Source organism: Vibrio sp. 10N.286.48.C11, from assembly GCF_041469805.1.
Classification (GTDB): domain Bacteria; phylum Pseudomonadota; class Gammaproteobacteria; order Enterobacterales; family Vibrionaceae; genus Vibrio; species Vibrio crassostreae_C.
Window position 1 is genome coordinate 17,446 of sequence record NZ_JBFRLK010000055.1, and the last position, 15,624, is coordinate 33,069.

The 15,624-nt window shown below is 44.3% G+C and carries 14 protein-coding genes; 4 read left to right on the plus strand and 10 right to left on the minus strand.

Annotated features, from left to right (window positions below; all coding sequences use genetic code 11):
• Positions 1 to 27: 27 nt before the first annotated feature.
• On the plus strand, positions 28 to 465 hold the full coding sequence (locus AB4209_RS15105) for a DUF3069 domain-containing protein (RefSeq protein ID WP_017060108.1): 438 nt from the start codon (positions 28 to 30) through the stop codon (positions 463 to 465).
• 311 nt (positions 466 to 776) lie between these two features.
• Here AB4209_RS15105 and modC read toward each other — a convergent pair whose 3' ends face one another.
• The 4 genes from modC to AB4209_RS15125 are packed head-to-tail and all read right to left on the minus strand — an operon-like array spanning position 777 to position 4,860.
• Positions 777 to 1,883 (minus strand): molybdenum ABC transporter ATP-binding protein ModC, encoded by a 1,107-nt coding sequence (gene modC / locus AB4209_RS15110; RefSeq protein WP_017060109.1) that lies wholly within the window; start codon positions 1,881 to 1,883, stop codon positions 777 to 779.
• A complete protein-coding gene (modB, locus tag AB4209_RS15115) occupies positions 1,880 to 2,578 on the minus strand; it encodes a molybdate ABC transporter permease subunit (protein WP_017060110.1) in 699 nt (232 codons plus the stop codon). The genes modC and modB overlap by 4 nt, the downstream gene beginning before the upstream one ends.
• Complete coding sequence (gene modA / locus AB4209_RS15120) at positions 2,579 to 3,337, minus strand: molybdate ABC transporter substrate-binding protein (RefSeq protein WP_017060111.1); 759 nt, start codon at positions 3,335 to 3,337, stop codon at positions 2,579 to 2,581.
• Positions 3,338 to 3,393: 56 nt separating this feature from the next.
• Complete coding sequence (locus AB4209_RS15125; RefSeq protein ID WP_372056373.1) at positions 3,394 to 4,860, minus strand: cobyric acid synthase; 1,467 nt, start codon at positions 4,858 to 4,860, stop codon at positions 3,394 to 3,396.
• Between the two features lie 278 nt (positions 4,861 to 5,138).
• Between AB4209_RS15125 and AB4209_RS15130 the strand changes: the two genes are divergently transcribed.
• Positions 5,139 to 5,516, plus strand: coding sequence for a YgiW/YdeI family stress tolerance OB fold protein (locus AB4209_RS15130; RefSeq protein ID WP_048608277.1), 378 nt, complete (start codon positions 5,139 to 5,141; stop codon positions 5,514 to 5,516).
• A 98-nt stretch (positions 5,517 to 5,614) separates the two neighbouring features.
• The gene (locus AB4209_RS15135) at positions 5,615 to 6,139 is read left to right on the plus strand and encodes a hypothetical protein (protein WP_017060115.1); all 525 of its coding nucleotides are present in this window, start codon (positions 5,615 to 5,617) and stop codon (positions 6,137 to 6,139) included.
• A gap of 137 nt (positions 6,140 to 6,276) precedes the next feature.
• On the opposite strand, the gene AB4209_RS15140 is transcribed toward AB4209_RS15135, so the two are convergent.
• The 4 genes from AB4209_RS15140 to AB4209_RS15155 all read right to left on the minus strand — a co-directional run bounded on the left by AB4209_RS15140 (position 6,277) and on the right by AB4209_RS15155 (position 11,139).
• Positions 6,277 to 7,884, minus strand: coding sequence for an ABC-F family ATPase (locus tag AB4209_RS15140; RefSeq protein WP_080582218.1), 1,608 nt, complete (start codon positions 7,882 to 7,884; stop codon positions 6,277 to 6,279).
• A 324-nt stretch (positions 7,885 to 8,208) separates the two neighbouring features.
• The gene (locus tag AB4209_RS15145) at positions 8,209 to 8,895 is read right to left on the minus strand and encodes an ATP-dependent zinc protease (RefSeq protein ID WP_017069095.1); all 687 of its coding nucleotides are present in this window, start codon (positions 8,893 to 8,895) and stop codon (positions 8,209 to 8,211) included.
• 11 nt (positions 8,896 to 8,906) lie between these two features.
• On the minus strand, positions 8,907 to 10,091 hold the full coding sequence (locus AB4209_RS15150) for an amino acid aminotransferase (protein ID WP_372056375.1): 1,185 nt from the start codon (positions 10,089 to 10,091) through the stop codon (positions 8,907 to 8,909).
• A gap of 211 nt (positions 10,092 to 10,302) precedes the next feature.
• The gene (locus AB4209_RS15155) at positions 10,303 to 11,139 is read right to left on the minus strand and encodes an AraC family transcriptional regulator (RefSeq protein ID WP_372056377.1); all 837 of its coding nucleotides are present in this window, start codon (positions 11,137 to 11,139) and stop codon (positions 10,303 to 10,305) included.
• 211 nt (positions 11,140 to 11,350) lie between these two features.
• On the opposite strand from AB4209_RS15155, the gene AB4209_RS15160 reads away from it, so the two are divergent.
• Positions 11,351 to 12,736: an MATE family efflux transporter gene (locus tag AB4209_RS15160; RefSeq protein WP_372056379.1), complete on the plus strand. Its 1,386-nt coding sequence runs from the start codon at positions 11,351 to 11,353 to the stop codon at positions 12,734 to 12,736.
• Between the two features lie 104 nt (positions 12,737 to 12,840).
• Here the strand turns inward: AB4209_RS15160 and nrdG are convergent, their stop codons facing one another.
• Together nrdG and nrdD are read right to left on the minus strand one after the other, a co-directional pair.
• Positions 12,841 to 13,311, minus strand: coding sequence for an anaerobic ribonucleoside-triphosphate reductase-activating protein (gene nrdG / locus AB4209_RS15165; protein WP_372056381.1), 471 nt, complete (start codon positions 13,309 to 13,311; stop codon positions 12,841 to 12,843).
• A 155-nt stretch (positions 13,312 to 13,466) separates the two neighbouring features.
• The gene (gene nrdD / locus AB4209_RS15170) at positions 13,467 to 15,587 is read right to left on the minus strand and encodes an anaerobic ribonucleoside-triphosphate reductase (protein ID WP_102394372.1); all 2,121 of its coding nucleotides are present in this window, start codon (positions 15,585 to 15,587) and stop codon (positions 13,467 to 13,469) included.
• Positions 15,588 to 15,624 lie beyond the last annotated feature (37 nt).

A 15,624-nucleotide genomic window follows, 5' to 3' on the forward strand; every position in this document is an offset into this window, starting at 1 on the left:
CATTGTTTCTTTTTAAAGAGAAATACTATGTCAGACGCTACAAACAACGAACAACAAGAAATCGATTTAACCACCATCTCACCAGAACTTCGTCAAGTTATCGAATTTGATGGCGTACCAAAAGAGATGCACTTTATGGTTACTTCTATTCACGAAGTGTCTGAAGAAGCAGTACGCGAAGCTTGGGATAGTCTTCCAGCAAGCGCACAAAATGTTTTAGACAACTTCGAGCAGTTCCACGCTCTAATCTCAGTTAGCCAAGCTTTCGCTGGTGTTAACGTGATGGAAGAGTTCCCTACTCTTAAACTTCCAGAAGACATGTCTGACGAAGAAAAAGAAGAGTACCGTGCTCAACTGCTAGACCAAGTTCTACACAACTGTGTAAAAGACATGGTTAAACAAATCAAGAAAGCTCGTCGTGATGCAATCTTGAAGCGTGATTTCAAAGAAGTTTTTACTAAGTAAGTCGCTAGTCGCCTAAACTAGGCTAAGCGCTAACAGTACTACTTAGAATTAAGCCGCATGTTTCTTTAAACACGCGGCTTTTTTATATCCGCTATTTTCTGTTCGTCGATCGTTACGTCTGTATGTTCTTGTTGCTAATGTTCATATGATTCGACAAATCATATACTTTAACACTCATATAGTGTGGCGCAAAACTGGCAGTTATACCGTATAAAAATGACGCATGTATCCATTCATGGAATCAAGACCGAATTTTCAGAACCTATAACAGGCAGTATCGCGGCAATATCGAAAAACTGACCTTGTCAGGTTTAATGCGTTACCGCGATATCTCTTTGAGCGACACTCACACCTTTAATTTGAGCGTAAACACGCTGCCCGATTTCTAGATTTAACTCATCCAGCGCCCACAATGTAATGGTTGCCCATAGGTAGCACCCAGACTCTAACTCTAGCTCGACCTCGACACTCTGCTTATTTGTGCCTTGTTGGTGCGTCTCTACGCTTTTAATGGTGACAGGAAGGATGTTACGTATAGAAGTCCCTTTCGGCCGTTCTAGCGTGATAGAGACATCATTTGCCCTAACTTGCAGCCTCACTGTCGTACCAAGCTCACTCGATACTTTCTGAACCCATAACGACGTCGACTTTCCTAGCATCAGGCGAGACAGCGCATAATCGTCATTGTGTTCCGCTAATGTCGCTTCAAACAACGAGCTTTGCTCTGAGAAAGATTGCCAAGGTTGCATGGCTCTCGATGCCCAAACCTCTTCCGTCACACCCGACGAAATCACTTTGCCTTGGTCAATAATCACAAGGTGATTTGCCAAGCGTAAAATTTCATTGAGGCTATGAGTGACATAGATGATCGGTATTTGGACGGTTTCGGATAAGTTTTCCAGAAATGGCATCACTTCGCGCTTACGAGGCAAGTCGAGAGACGCTAAAGGCTCATCCATCAACAAAATGCTCGGCTTTGATAACAAAGCGCGGCCAATCGCCACACGTTGCTTCTCACCGCCAGACAAACGAGCTGGGTATCGGTCAAGCAATGAACCCAAAGACAACAGCGAGACTATTTGCTCAAAGTGCGCTTGATCGACGCTTTTCATACCGTATTTAAGGTTCGCTGCCACCTTCATATGTGGAAACAATCGCGACTCTTGGAACACATAACCGACGTTGCGTTTGTGAGTCGGCAAATTAATGCCATTTTCACTATCGAACAGTGTGGTTCCAGATACGCTGATCAGACCTTTATCGGGCTGTTTAAGGCCACTGATTGCATTGATAAGTGAGGTTTTACCCGCGCCAGAACGACCAAAAATTGCCGTAATGCCGCTACTTGGTAATTCCAAGTCGATATCAAAGAACGTTTCACCAAGTTGTTGTTGATATTGGAGGATCAAAGCACTCATGCATTGCCTCCCAAACGTTGTGCTGACTTTTTGTTGAGCCACTCAGATAGCATCAATGAACCCAGCGCTATCACAATAGAAATGACACACAAACGCGCGGCTTCCATTTCAGCGCCAGGGGTTTCAATAAAGGTATACATAGCCAAAGGAATGGTTTGAGTTTCACCGGGAATATTTGAAACGAAGCTGATGGTCGCGCCAAACTCCCCTAGGCTTCTTGCGAATGAAAGCATGGTGCCGGTAATGACCCCTGGGATCATCAAGGGTAAAGTGATCGTGAAAAACACACGAAGAGGTGAAGCGCCTAATGTAGCAGCCGCCTCTTCAAGCTTACTGTCTACGGTTTCTAGGCTCAATCTAATAGAGCGAACCATCAGCGGCAACGCCACAACCACACAAGCTAGTGCCGCGCCCTTCCAGCTAAAGCTGAATACAATACCAAACACGTCATTGAGCCACGAACCTATGATACCTTGCCTGCCCATCATCACTAGCAGTAAATAGCCAATAACCACAGGTGGAAGTACCAAAGGTAAATGGACAATACTCTCAACAATGCTCTTACCTACAAATTGTTTCTTAGCAAGTAGCCATGCTAAGCCAATACCGATAGGGATAAGCCATAAGATTGCAAACCCAGCGACTTTTAAGCTCAGCATTAAGGCTTGGTATTCGTATTCCGATAAATACATCATTTAACGCACTTCAAATCCAAAACTGTTCAAGGTGTCTTTCGCTTTTTCGCTCTTTAGGAAAGTATAGAACTCTTCTGCCACAACTTTATCACTCAACTTCGCTACAGGGTAACGTATTGGTGTGTGCAGATCTGATGGGAAGGTCGACACTAGGTTTACTTCTTTAGAAAGCAACGCATCCGTTTTGTAGACAATGCCAAGCTTAGCTTCACTGCGCTCGACTAAGGCTAAGGCCATACGAACATTGTTACTTGGTGCCAATCGAGTTTTCACATCGTCCCATACACCTAACGTTTCTAACGCTTCTTTTGCATAGATACCAGCAGGAACCGACATGGTGTTACCCACTGCAAGCCTTTCATTAGTAAGCAGTTTAGCCCATTGTTCACCTTTTGATAGGTCTAACGTTACCGATGTCTCTTTAGGAGCAATCAGCACCAGTTCGTTTTCACATAGGTTTGTGACATTGTCACTATAAACCAATTTACGATCGACTAAATGCGTCATCCATTTCTCATTTGCCGAGATAAAAATGTCTGCTGGTGCTCCTCTTTCGATTTGTCGCACCAAAGACGACGTACTCGCGTACACAGGAATCACATCGACAGAATGGTCTTTCTCAAACTCTTCAACCAACAGATTAACCGCATTGGTCATCGACGATGCAGCGTAAACTCGTAGCTTTTCCGCAGCAAAAAGATGACTAGAACTCAATGCCGAAGTTAAAGCCATGGTTAAAAGGAAGACTCGCTTTTTCATTGTTATCACTTATCTATTGTTCGTTTAAGTTCTTTAGCTAACTTCTAAATGGCGGCTTAAGCTGTTAACTCTGGCCAAAGCAGATCAAGATTTAAGTACTCTTCGATGGCATCAGCGATTCGATTAATACCCAGCTCTTTAAGCTGTTCGTGGTCAATCGCGGTCACATCGTTGGCTCCTGCCCATTCGCAAATAAGCGACAACGCATCACTGTTGTCGAATACGCCATGCAAGTAAGTACCAAAAATCGAGTTATCTTGATTCACAGCGCCATCTAGGCTGCCAGATTCTAACTGAACCGGTAAGGCTGTTTCTTTGACATCAGTCCTACCTACGTGGATTTCATACCCTTTTACTTGTGCTGTTTTGCCATCCAGCGTCATGGTGCCGCGTACGTTGGTTAAGGTTTTCTGCTGTGTAAGGGTCGTTTCAGTATCCAGATACCTTAACCCTTCGCTGCTGCCGGGTTCCCCTTCAACGCCATCAGGATCGTGGATGATGTTACCTAACATTTGGTAGCCACCGCAGATACCCATCACTTTGCCGCCTAAGCGCAGGTGGCGTTGAATATCTTTATCCCAGCCTTGTTCTTTTAGGTAATCCAAATCTGCTCTTACCGACTTTGTACCCGGCAAGATAATTAAATCAGCATTGTTTACACGTTCGCCTTTACCGACATAACGTAAATCAATCGAAGGATTCAATCTTAACGCGTCAAAGTCTGTATGGTTGCTGATTCGGGTTAGCACTGGCACCGCCACCTTAAGCTTAGCTTCTCCGTCAGACTCTTGAGCAGAGGTAATGGCATCTTCCGCTTCTAAGTTAAAACCATGCAGATATGGCAAAACACCAATGACTGGCTTGCCGGTTTTTTCCTCTAGCCAGTCTAGGCCAGATTGAAGCAGTGCGATATCTCCTCTAAAACGGTTTATCACAAAGCCTTTTACACGAGCTTGTTCAGATTCAGACAATAGAGCTAATGTCCCGTAGAGATGCGCAAAAACGCCACCACGGTCAATATCAGCAACGATGATCACAGGGATGTCCGCTTTCTCAGCAAATCCCATGTTAGCGATATCATTTTCACGAAGATTGATTTCGGCTGGGCTCCCCGCACCTTCAATCATCACGCTTTCATATTCTTCAGAAAGTCGGTCAAACGAATCGATAACTGTATCCATCGCCACTTTCTTGTAATCATGATAACCCGTCGCTTCCATGTTGCTCAGCGCTCGGCCTTGCAAAATCACTTGCGCGCCGGTATCTGAGTTGGGCTTTAGCAATACAGGGTTCATGTGAACGGTTGGCTCTATATTACAAGCTTGCGCCTGAACCGCTTGAGCACGGCCAATTTCGCCACCATCTTTTGTCACAGCACTGTTCAACGCCATGTTTTGTGGCTTAAAAGGTGCCACTTTGATTCCTTTCCTTGCCAAAACACGGCATAAACCTGCCACCAAAACACTTTTTCCGGCATCTGACGTTGTCCCTTGAACCATAAGGGCACTTAATGGTGCTCGCATTTGTACTTAAATCCTTAATTTCTTAATTTTCAATTTATAGCTGTGGGCAATATTTCTCTGCGACCATCTTAACGTCATTGCCGAGTAGATGCTCAATAAAATGAATGGAAAATGAATGTGTTACTCACTCTGGATTCAACCCCAGTGTTGTTTAATAGCTCCATCGAAACGAAGCTTGTGAACGATAACAGGCGCTTCAACAAAAAACGTACTAACGAAAAGAAACGTTTCAAATTCAGAAAAACGTTTCTACTAAAAACAACATTAAGGGATTCACCATGAAAAAAACTGTATTAGCTATCGCATCTACTATTATCCTTGCTCCTACTTTCGCAATGGCTAGTGACCACAACAGCAACAAGCACGAAAGCGCTATTGCTTATACTGGCCCAATTGAAACCGTTTCTGTTGCGACACTACTTGCCGACACAAGCATGTTCGCAGAGCAAGAAGCAATTGTGGATGGCAAGATCGTTCGTCAACTTAAGAATGACACGTTTGTCTTCTCTGATGGCCAGAGTGAAATTCAAATCGAACTTGATGATGATATCCGCCTAGCACAACCACTGACCGCTGATACAAAAGTTCGTATCTTCGGTGAATATGAAGGTGGTAAGACACCTGAAATCGAAGTGGACCACATCCAGGTTCTATAAGCGATTAATATAAAAATACCGACTTCAAATAATTGGCCTGCATATTGCAGGCTTTTTTGTATTATACTGCCGCAAAATACAATTTATATGGAGTCACCATGCTAGGTTGCACGAATAAGACTGTCCTTTTAGGACTCGCTGCACTGTGTTCATTCTCTGCGTCTGCAAACAACTTTAACTACAACACATTCGAGCTGCGCATGGGTACTAGCCCAAGTACTTTCGGTGGTGAAGTCACAACAATGTTCACTCAGAACTCTCATTTTGTTGCTCGTATCGATTCAGAATTTGAAAGTGATTGGGATGCAGCGGTAGGTATGGGATTCAACGGCCCAATCAGTCAATTTGCTGACGTTACTGGCCAAATGTTACTGCACAACATTGAACGGAATGACGATAACCACATCAAAACAGAAATTAACCTTGGCTTGAGAGCTTGGTTAATGGCAAACGTTGAAGTTAACGCACGCCTTGGTCAACTGATCGACAACGATGACACTCGTTCAATTTTGGGTATCGGTGCTCGTTTCCATTCAACTGATCAACTGTCTGTTGGTCTTGATATGCGCAATAACGGCACATATGGCCACCAAATCTTAATGTCGGCTCGATTCGGATTCTAATCTAGATTTCAATTACTGAGTAATAAATAGCTAAACGTATTACATAGAAAAGCCCCGAACATATTAATGTTCGGGGCTTTTTTGTTTGTTAGTTTCGCTGGCTTTTAGTCGTTCACGACCTGAGCCAGCGACTTGCTTTATAAGCTAACCATCAGCATCTTTTTCTGGTGATCTAAGTACTCTTCATAAGTACCTTGGAAGCTCACTAGCTGTTGATCTTTTACATCGATGATGTGTGTTGCTAATGAAGAAACGAACTCTCGGTCATGGCTTACGAAGATAAGCGTGCCAGTGTAAACCTTCAACGCGTCGTTCAGGGCTTGGATTGCTTCCATGTCCATGTGGTTGGTTGGTTCGTCCATTACAAGCACGTTGATGTCTTGCATCATTAGCTTGCCGAATAACAGACGGTTCTTCTCACCACCAGAACAGTTACGCGCTTTTTTGTTCGCATCGTCAGCAGTAAACAATAGGCGACCTAGAATGCCACGTACCATAAGGTCATCGTGCTTCACTGTGCGCCATTGTGAGATCCAATCGAAGATGCTCAGGTCGTTATCAAAGTCAGACGTACTATCTTGTGGGCAGTAGCCTACAGATGCGTTTTCAGACCATTTTACGATACCTTCGTTTTGCTCTAGCTCTTGAACTAGGCAACGTAGCAGCGTGGTTTTACCTACACCGTTCTCACCGATAACCGCAAGACGAGTACCCGCTTCAAGCAGCAAGTTACCACCGGCAAACAATGTTTCGCCATCGAAGCCGTGACCAAGGTCTTGAAGTTCAAGCGCTTGACGGTGTAGTTTCTTACCTTCGCCAAAATCAATAGATGGGCTCATACGGCTCGATGATTTCACTTCATCAAGCGTGATCTTATCCATTTTCTTGGCACGAGAGCTTGCTTGTTTTGCTTTAGATGCGTTAGCACCAAAACGGTTTACGAAATCTTGAAGCTCGCTGATTTCAGCCGCTTTCTTAGCGTTGCTTGCTAAAAGCTGTTCACGAATCAAGCCAGATGCTTCTAGGAAGTACTCGTAGTTACCAGGGTAGACACGTAGCTCACCGTAGTCGATGTCTGCCATGTGTGTACACACAGAGTTCAGGAAGTGTCTATCGTGCGAAATGATGATCATTGTACATTTACGCTGGTTTAGCTCTTCAGCAAGCCAGTTGATCGTGTGAATGTCCAAGTTGTTGGTTGGTTCATCAAGAAGCAGGATATCTGGGTTTGCAAACAGAGCTTGTGCCAATAGCACACGCAGTTTCCAACCTGGAGCTACTTGTTGCATCAAGCCGAAATGGAACTCTTCTTCAATACCCGCTTGAATTAGGATGTCGCCAGCACGGCTTTCTGCTGTGTAGCCATCCATTTCCGCGAATTCACTTTCAAGTTCTGCGACTTTCATGCCGTCGTCTTCGCTCATTTCTGGCAAAGAGTAAATGCGGTCACGTTCTTGTTTTACTTCCCACAGCTTTCTGTCACCCATGATCACAACGTCGATAACGCTGTACTGTTCGAAAGCGAACTGATCTTGGCTTAGCACACCCAGCTTTTCTCCTGGAGTGATAGAAACGTTGCCCGAGCTTGGCGTTAATGCGCCACTTAGGATTTTCATGAACGTTGATTTGCCGCAACCATTAGCGCCGATCAAACCATAACGGTTGCCGTTACCAAATTTAGCAGAGATGTTTTCAAACAGCGGCTCTGCGCCAAATTGCATTGTGATGTTCGCGGTAGATATCAAAGAACTAATTCCTAAGCGTGTACTGACAGATAATTATTAGGCTATTTCAAGAACCTAAATAAGAAGTACGAAAGTATGGATTAAACAAAAATCGAAGCGCGGATTATATAGAGATCTCGATCACGTTGTCGAGGCTAAACAGTAAACGAATAGTAAACATAGACCATTTAGATGCTTTTCATACGTTATGGGGTGTAAATAAAAAAATCCCCACCAGCAGAACTGGTAGGGATTTCATTTATCAACACTAAAAGTCTTTTAAGCTCGTCACCTTTGAAACTATAGCTCTTCAAAACGAAAAGCTTTGATGACGAGCAGAACTTGTTATTTAGTAATTTTCTTCTGAACGTATTTTTTGCTCACGTCGACAACCGCAACATCTCTAAAGAAGCTTCTACCCAACAGAAGTGGGAAAGAAAGATGCGTTCGGTCGGCTAGCGTAAATTCAGTTTTGTCTTTTAGATCGCCAATTTGAATCGAAGCTACAACCACAGCGCGTCGTTGTGTGCCTTCTGCGCTTGATTGCTTGATCTTAACCCAGCGTTCTACTGGTAAGCTGATCTCTTCAGTTGTAATTCCGTCGTGTTCAATCTTGAACTTAACCCAGTCTTTGCCGTCACGTTCAAAATCAACAATATCAACTGCACTGATTGAAGAGGTTGTTGCACCGGTATCGACACGTGCTTTAAACGCTTCTTTTAAACCAGGAACAAACACCCACTCTTCTTCACCAAGAATCAGTTTGCCATCACTTGTTTTTCTAACCTTCTCTACTGGTTTTTCAACAGGTGCAGGTTTTACTTCCGGCTCAGTTGGTTTTACTTCTTCAGGCTTCTCAGTAGGTTCCGTTACTTTCTCGCCTTCTGTAGCGTCAGTTTTTGAAGAGTCATCCACAACAGGTTGTTCGATTTGAGGCTTTTGCTCTGGCTCAACAGGAGCTTGAGTTGTAGCCGAACAAGCAAACAGGCCACCACTTAGCATTAAAACTACAATCGCTTTCCAATTATACATTCAGTCACCTTCTATTTTGAAACGTTTGCTATCGCTTTTGCTACATAAGGAATATGAGATTCGGAAAGGCCTGCGATATTGATGCGTCCATCACCAACACCATAGACTCCATATTCTTCACGTAATTGATTCATTTGAGTTTCTTTAAAGCCTAGTACACTAAACATGCCTTTATGGCTTTCAATGAAGTCAAATTGTGACGTGTTATAAGTATTTCGCAATTCATCACATAAACTTTGGCGCAGATTTAACAAACGTTGCTGCATTTCACTCAATTCTTGCTTCCAAATCGAGGTTAGCTCTTGATTCTGAAGAATTGTTTTAACCAAAGCTGCACCATGATCTGGCGGCATTGTGTAAGTTGAACGAGCAAGCGTTAGAAGCTTACCTTTAGCATTGCCAACGTGTTCGCTGTTTTTGCCAATCACGATAGCGGCACCCGTTCTTTCACGGTATAAACCGAAGTTCTTCGAGCAAGATGTCGTAATCAACATCTCTTCGACGTTGTTAGCCAAGTGTTGAAGACCTTTTGCGTCTTCTTCTAAGCCATCACCAAAGCCTTGGTAAGCAATATCAACGAACGGCAAGAAGCCATTTTTCTGCGATAGTTTGGTAATTTCCTGCCACGCCTCAAAGTCGATATCCGCACCCGTTGGGTTATGACAGCAACCGTGCAGTAGTACCACATCTGATGGACCCGCTTTTGAAAGGTCATCCAACATTCTTGCAGTATCAACTTGCTTCGTTTCAGGACTGAAGTAATTGTAATATCGAACTTTTAAGCCTGCCGCTTCCATCACCGGTTTGTGGTTAACGTAGCTTGGGTTTGAAATCCAAACCGTGGTGTCTGGTTGAGAAACTTTCATTAAGTCACCCAACATGCGAAGTGCACCACTTGCACCCGGTGTTTGAATCGCAGCAACGCGATCCATTGCAGAAGTCCCTTTAAGCAGCAGATCAACCATGCTCTGGTTGAACTCTTCACAGCCTGCTAGGCCAACGTAAGCTTTGGTTTTCTGCGTTTCAACAACGATATCTTGAGCCATAGAAACGGCTTTCATGATCGGAGTTTCGCCTTGATCGTTTTTGTAAACGCCAATGCCTAAGTCGACTTTATCAGTACGAGTATCGCCGCGGTAAGCAACAGAAAGAGATAGAATTGGATCTAAAGTTGGTTTTGGTAGATGTGAAAACATGAAAGTCACAACCCTTTGAAATTCAAGTAATGAGTTTCACGTTAACATTATCGTAGACAAATCAGAAACATTTTTTAATAGAAGCGCTTAGTTAGAATAAGTAAACAGAGATTGGTCATTTTACGTCACAAAACAGCGTAAATTTCGAACACTTTTAGTGCTTTATCAAAAGAGCAGTAGCTTGTTTAAGAAGTACCTTGTTGATTCTCAGCTAAATGCCTTGTTTGAATTGCCTTGGTGTCATGCCCGACCAAGCTTTAAATCGAGTACTAAAGTTCGCTGCATTCGGGTACCCCACGATCTCGCCAATATGTTGAATCGACCAATCACTCGATTTCAACAAACGAGCAGCGTATTCCATTCTCATACGCATAATATGAGTCATCGGGCTATGAGAGTAATAACGTTGGCACAAACGATGGAAGTGCGGCTCTGAACAAGGAAATCGGTTTGCTAGCTCATGCACATTCCACTCTTTATGAAGCTGCTTTTGAACACTGTCGAACACACGTCTCAAGCGAATCAAATTTCGAGACTGTTGCTGCGGGACTGGTGCATTAATCATGAACTCTATTTGGGCTACGCTGTGAATGGCAATCGCTCCGCCTAAATCAATGGGCAAGGCAATACTTCTCAGCAAGGTATGAATACAAGACGAGACGACTTCGGCTGCAGGAGAGAGCGTATAACTCACTTCATCATTGACGACATTATCCCAATGCTTATCAGGCGATAGAAAGATCCACGCTATCTGCCATGTTTCTTCTTCAATCCCAAAGCCATTCTCAACGCCTGCAGGCACAGTAATGCACGACCCCGGCTCTAGAATATAGCGACACGCCCCACTTTCTAACCACCCTTTGCCCCTAACTGTGTAAAGCAGCATGTGTTTCTGTGGATTCTTCCGATGGACAGAAAAGAAATCTCGGCACGACGCCGTCCCACACTGAACGATACCCAATTCTTCGAATGCCAATACATGGCTTTGATCGACAAACTCTTGGTGTGTCTGATCAGAGATCTCGTACCGTTCGTGTTTCTCACTCATTTCACTGGTCGCTCATTAGGTTTGTCTGCAATTAAATCGCCACATTAGTCATTCGATAGTTTTGAAATAGATGATTTTGAAAACAGGTCGTTTTGACAAATAGGAAGCTTTTGAAAATAGATAGTTTGGCAAAAGTTTGTGATGAACCTGAACAATACAGCCAAAACAAATACCGATAAACTTCTCGCATATTAACCACAGGGGAAATGCGATGCGCTCGACATATCGTCATCTAGACAAAGATTTTTGGCAAAAGCTTTTACACATCGGTTTGCCTGTATCGCTACAAACCATGTTGTTTTCATTACTCGGCGTGGTCGATATTTTTATGGTTAACCAACTGGGTGACTCTGCAACTGCGGCGGTTGGTGTGGGTAACCGCATATTTTTCTTCAACTTGATCATGGTATCCGGGATTAGCGGCGCTGTCAGTGTGCTAGCTTCGCAATATTTCGGTGCGGGAGATTTCAACGGAATTAGACGCACATTAGCACAGTCATGGGCATTGTCTGTCTTTACCATCATCCCCTTTGTGTTGATTTATACATTGGCTCCTGAATCAGTCGTGTCTGTGGTGGCCTCAGACCCTGATTACGTCCGCTTGGCAACGGATTACCTTTGGATAACAGGAGCCAGCCTTTTTGGTACCGCGATCGTAGTGCCCTTAGAAAGCGCACTGCGATCGGTCGGCGAAGCCAAGCTACCCACCAAGATCAGTATTTGGGCAATCATCGTTAATGCGATTCTCAATGCATTGCTGATCTTTGGTTTGTTTGGATTTCCAGAACTGGGCGTAGTTGGTGCGGCTATTGGCACCACGGTGTCTCGATTCTTTCAGACGATAGCGCTGCTTATCATGGCGAAGAAACACTACGCGCATCTATTCCCGACATTAAGTAATTGGCGAGAAGCGATATTACCGAAGCATAGAAAGAAGTACTTCACGATAGCAATACCTATGTTGGTTCATGACACAGCATGGGCGGGCGGGATTCTTATTTATAACGTGATAGTTGGGCAAATGGGTGTTGGAGAGCTTGCGATCATTTCGCTGTTATCGCCAGTAGAAAGTATCTTGATCTCGGCGTTCATGGGGTTTGCGGTCGCCGCTTCGATCATTCTAGGCAACGAGATCGGCGCGAAGAACTATCAACGTGTTGAGAACACCGCATGGGGTTATGTATTGGTCAGCTGTGGGCTTGCGGCTATATTAGCCTTGGTGTGTTGGTTTGCTATACCCGCGATCGTATACATGATCGGCCTTACTCACTTAGAGCTCAAAGAGACAGCCGTTAACGTCACCTTAGTCATGGCACTCGGCATGATACTAAGAGTCTTCAATATGGTTGGTATTGGTGGCGTGCTGAAAAGTGGTGGAGACATCAACTACAGTATCTTCATCGACCTGTTTGGCCAATGGGCAATCGGTATTCCCCTTGCTTACTTTACTGCGCTGGTGTTGGGTTGGCCGCTAGAATGGGTTTTGATGATTGTGTTACTGGAGGAGTTAGCGAAGATCGCTTTAACTAGCCAGCGAATTCACTCTAAGAAATGGATCAACAATCTAATCGACGAGCCTGAGCACATTCCTATATAAACAGGCGATAGATTCAAAGAACTCACACCCAAGGGCTGATTTGTAGCATTGCGCTAACGATGAAACCCTTTTTCGTTTACGAGTGTGCAAAGTCACGACAGCAGTTATATATCAGTAAATCGATGGATGATTTGGTTTGAACTACCACGCCAATCCAACATTGGATCCGCTTTATCTTGCTCAAAACGACCATCAATCAAAGTATCAACATATTCAAGTACTTGCCTCTGATTTTCGTCGAGTTCGTCGAGCTCGTAGCCCGTCCACATCCAGATGTCTTTGCCTTCACATTCTGCTTTTACACGCTGAACAAGCTTAAGCACTTCAGATACATTTGCAGGATGAAGAGGATCACCACCTGAAAGCGACAAGCCACGACGCTTGATTCGTGGATCATTGAGATCAGCGATAATGTGGTCTTGCAGCTCTTGAGTAAACAAATGCCCGGAGTCCAACCTTTGCGTTGATTGGTTATAACACCCGCGACACTGGTGTACACAACCCGACACAAACAAAGTGCAGCGTGTTCCAGGGCCATTTACAACGTCGATTGGGTGATATTGGTGATAATTCATAAGGCAGTATTGAAAACTCGTGATGGCTTAATGGTTTAACTCGAAAAGTAGCGAGAGTTGAAACAAATGAATTGGTATCGACATAGCGCCGATACCAAACATATTTCTTGAAACGTAGCTCTTCTAAGTAAGCTAGCTAATAATCTTAGAGCTTACTAAAGATGCTTCACGCGGCGTTTAACTTCTTCTTGCTTACCGAAGTTAAATGGTCGTGCATCTGGGCTACCAAGGTAACCACAAACACGGCGCGTCACCGATACTTTGGTTGAGTCATGGTTGCCACATTTAGGACACGTAAAGCCCTTACTTGTACAGTCGAACTCACCGTTGTAACCACATTCGTAACACTCATCAATCGGTGTGTTAGTGCCGTAGTAAGGAACACGTGTGTAGCTGTAATCCCATACGTTTTCTAGTGCTTCGATGTTCTTCTGCATGTTCGGGAATTCGCCGTAACAGATAAAACCACCGCTAGAAATTTCAGGATAAGGCATCTCGAAATCGATCTTGTCGTATGGGTTCACTGTCTTCTGCACATCTAAGTGGAAGCTGTTGGTGTAGTAACCACGGTCTGTCACACCATCAATCACACCAAATTCTTTGGTGTCGATGCTGCAGAAACGGCTACATAGGTTTTCACTTGGTGTGCCGTATAGGCTGAATGCGTAACCTGTCTCTTTCGTCCAAGATTCCACTTCACGCTTCATGTACTCCACCAGCTCAAGCGCTTTAGCACGCATTTCGCCATCGTCATACAGGTGAACGTCAGTACCGTAAAGTGCTGTCATCGCTTCGTGGATACCAATGTAACCAAGAGAAACAGACGCGCGGCCGTTCTTGAAGATATCGGCAATAGAGTCGTCTGCTTTCAAGCGAACGCCACATGCACCTTCCATGTATAGGATTGGAGCAACACGTGCTTTCACGTTTTCTAGACGAGAAATACGAGTTTCTAATGCACGACGAGCCAGCTTGAGTTTATCATCAAGCAGTTCGTAGAACTTAGCCATATCTTGTTTTGCGTTAATCGCAATACGTGGCAAGTTCAAGCTAACAACACCTAAGTTGTTACGGCCTTCGTGAATCAACTCACCATTTTCTTCATAAGTATTCAAGAAGCTACGACAACCCATAGGAGTTTTAAATGACCCTGTCACTTCTACTACTTTGTCGTAGTTAAGAATGTCTGGGTACATACGCTTAGACGCACACTCTAGCGCTAATTGCTTGATGTCGTAGTTTGGATCTTGCTTCTGGTGGTTCAAACCATCTTTGATCGCAAATACCAGTTTAGGGAACACGGCTGTTTTACGGTTCTTACCCAAACCTGCAATGCGGTTTTTCAAGATTGATTGCTGAATCAATTTCGAGCCCCAGCTTTCACCTAAACCAAAACCAAACGTCACGAATGGTGTTTGACCATTAGCGGTGTGTAGCGTGTTTACTTCGTACTCCAGAGATTGGAACGCGTCGTAACACTCTTTCTCTGTGCGAGAGATAGCAAAAGCTTCTGGGCTATGAATGTCCCACTCTTTCGCTAGCGATAAGTGCTTCTCGTAGCTCGCCATAACGTAAGGTTCAAGAACCTCATCGATGCGGTTAATCGTTGTGCCGCCGTAGATGTGACTCGCCACTTGCGCGATGATCTGCGCGGTTACCGCTGTCGCCGTAGAAATAGACTTAGGTGTGTCGATTTCCGCGTTACCCATCTTGAAGCCATGCGTTAACATGCCTTTCAGATCGATAAGCATGCAGTTAAACATTGGGAAGAACGGTGCGTAGTCTAGATCGTGGTAGTGAATATCACCACATTCGTGAGCATGTACGATATCACGTGGCAAAATGTGAGTTTTCGCATAGTGTTTAGCCACGATACCCGCCAGCAGGTCACGCTGAGTTGGGATTACTTTGCCATCTTTGTTCGCGTTTTCATTGATTAGATCAACGTTGCTTTCTTCGATCAAACCTTCGATCTCACGAGTTAAAGCGCTTTGCTTCTCACGGGCGATGTCGCGGTCATGACGATATTCAATGTAGGCACGAGCCAGAGACTTGTATGGTCCCTGCATTAGCTCGTTCTCGACCATGGTTTGAATTTCAGAGATATGAACTTCATCGTAGTCTTCGAGCTTCAACTCAACTGCTAATGCCACATTCAGTGCATAAATAGCAATTTCCTTATCGGCTTTGTCTGATGCTGCTTCCACTGCAGCTTGGATGCGATCTCTACTGAATGGAGCTCTTGAGCCATCACGCTTGATTACGATTGATTTCACCACTTCTCCTTACTCTTGAGGTATTCACAGACTTATC

Excerpts from the sequence above, each read along its gene's own strand:
- AB4209_RS15150 (WP_372056375.1), bottom strand. The coding sequence starts at position 10,091 with ATGTTTTCACATCTACCAAAACCAACTTTAGATCCAATTCTATCTCTT.
- AB4209_RS15105 (WP_017060108.1), top strand. The coding sequence starts at position 28 with ATGTCAGACGCTACAAACAACGAACAACAAGAAATCGATTTAACCACC.
- modC (WP_017060109.1), bottom strand. The coding sequence starts at position 1,883 with ATGAGTGCTTTGATCCTCCAATATCAACAACAACTTGGTGAAACGTTC.
- AB4209_RS15160 (WP_372056379.1), top strand. The coding sequence starts at position 11,351 with ATGCGCTCGACATATCGTCATCTAGACAAAGATTTTTGGCAAAAGCTT.
- modB (WP_017060110.1), bottom strand. The coding sequence starts at position 2,578 with ATGATGTATTTATCGGAATACGAATACCAAGCCTTAATGCTGAGCTTA.
- AB4209_RS15125 (WP_372056373.1), bottom strand. The coding sequence starts at position 4,860 with ATGCGAGCACCATTAAGTGCCCTTATGGTTCAAGGGACAACGTCAGAT.
- modA (WP_017060111.1), bottom strand. The coding sequence starts at position 3,337 with ATGAAAAAGCGAGTCTTCCTTTTAACCATGGCTTTAACTTCGGCATTG.
- nrdG (WP_372056381.1), bottom strand. The coding sequence starts at position 13,311 with ATGAATTATCACCAATATCACCCAATCGACGTTGTAAATGGCCCTGGA.
- AB4209_RS15130 (WP_048608277.1), top strand. The coding sequence starts at position 5,139 with ATGAAAAAAACTGTATTAGCTATCGCATCTACTATTATCCTTGCTCCT.
- AB4209_RS15135 (WP_017060115.1), top strand. The coding sequence starts at position 5,615 with ATGCTAGGTTGCACGAATAAGACTGTCCTTTTAGGACTCGCTGCACTG.
- AB4209_RS15145 (WP_017069095.1), bottom strand. The coding sequence starts at position 8,895 with ATGTATAATTGGAAAGCGATTGTAGTTTTAATGCTAAGTGGTGGCCTG.
- AB4209_RS15155 (WP_372056377.1), bottom strand. The coding sequence starts at position 11,139 with ATGAGTGAGAAACACGAACGGTACGAGATCTCTGATCAGACACACCAA.